2 protein-coding genes are annotated in these 1,009 nt (G+C 73.7%); one reads left to right on the top strand and one right to left on the bottom strand.

Annotated elements, in window-relative coordinates; all coding sequences use genetic code 11:
• A partial coding sequence (locus tag ABZ641_RS39445) for a DUF2252 family protein (RefSeq protein WP_359989575.1) occupies positions 1-428 on the bottom strand: 428 nt, incomplete at its 3' end.
• Positions 429-574: 146 nt separating this feature from the next.
• Between ABZ641_RS39445 and ABZ641_RS39440 the strand changes: the two genes are divergently transcribed.
• Positions 575-976 (top strand): TIGR03618 family F420-dependent PPOX class oxidoreductase, encoded by a 402-nt coding sequence (locus ABZ641_RS39440; protein ID WP_344624099.1) that lies wholly within the window; start codon positions 575-577, stop codon positions 974-976.
• Positions 977-1,009 lie beyond the last annotated feature (33 nt).

Here is a 1,009-nt window from a genome sequence, read left to right as displayed (position 1 = left end):
CTCGCCGCGAGCCGCTTCAGGTCCCACTCCCACGGACCGGGCGCGGTCTCGTCGAAGTCGTTGATGTCGATGACCAGCCGGCCGCGGGCGTCGCCGTAGAGGCCGAAATTCGCCGCGTGCGCGTCACCGCAGAGCTGTGCGACCACGCCCGACACCGGGGTGTCCGCCAGGTCGTGGGCCATCAGCCCGGCCGATCCGCGCAGGAAGGCGAACGGCGAGGCGGCCATCCGTCCCACTCGTATCGGCACCAGGTGCTCCAGGCGCCCGATGTTCGCCTCGTCCACCGCCTCGGCGACGGTCGGCCGGTCGGCCGACACCTCGAAGCGGGCGTGCGCCGCCCGCGGAGCCCGCTCGCGCAGCGCCTTGCCGCGCTGCTTGCCGTCCCCCTGAGGGGGCCACGGCGCGAATCCCGGTACCGCCCGTCCCAAGATCGCCCCACCCGCCGTCTGCTCGGCCAACCCTGCCACCGGCACTCCGTCTCCTCTGGTCGATCACGCTACTGCAGCCCAGCACGCTACCGCCGGAGGCTCCCCGGCAGGCAGCGGGGACGTCCCGGGTCCGTAACATGCAGGTCATGGCCCATGACCTGCGCGCGCTCGACGACGCCTACCTCGCCTTCTGGCGGGAGTACCAGCTGTGCACCTTCACCACGCTGCGACCGGACGGCACGCCGCACGTGGTGCCGGTGGGTGCGACCTTCGACCCGGAGACGCTCACCGCCCGGGTGATCAGCAGCCGGACGAGCCGCAAGGTGCGCAACGTCGTCGAGGCCGGCCCGGACGGCGCCCGGGTGGCGCTCTGCCAGGTCGACCGGGCCCGCTGGGCCACCCTGGAGGGTGTGGCGACGGTCAGCCAGGACCCGGACAAGGTGGCCGAAGGGGTGGCCCGCTACACCGAGCGCTACCGCCCGCCGCGGGTCAACCCGGACCGCGTGGTGATCGAGATCAGGGTCGACCGCGCCCTCGGCCGCGCCTGAGCACCCTCCTCGGGGAACGCACCGCGCCCCGCC

Source organism: Kitasatospora sp. NPDC007106, from assembly GCF_040634455.1.
GTDB lineage: Bacteria > Actinomycetota > Actinomycetes > Streptomycetales > Streptomycetaceae > Kitasatospora > Kitasatospora arboriphila.
The sequence above is the reverse complement of the archived record's forward strand: the minus strand, read 5'-3'. Positions and strand labels throughout refer to the sequence as shown.

What these genes read in the sequence shown, in the direction of transcription:
- ABZ641_RS39440 (WP_344624099.1), top strand. Translation starts at nt 575, where the DNA reads ATGGCCCATGACCTGCGCGCGCTCGACGACGCCTACCTCGCCTTCTGG.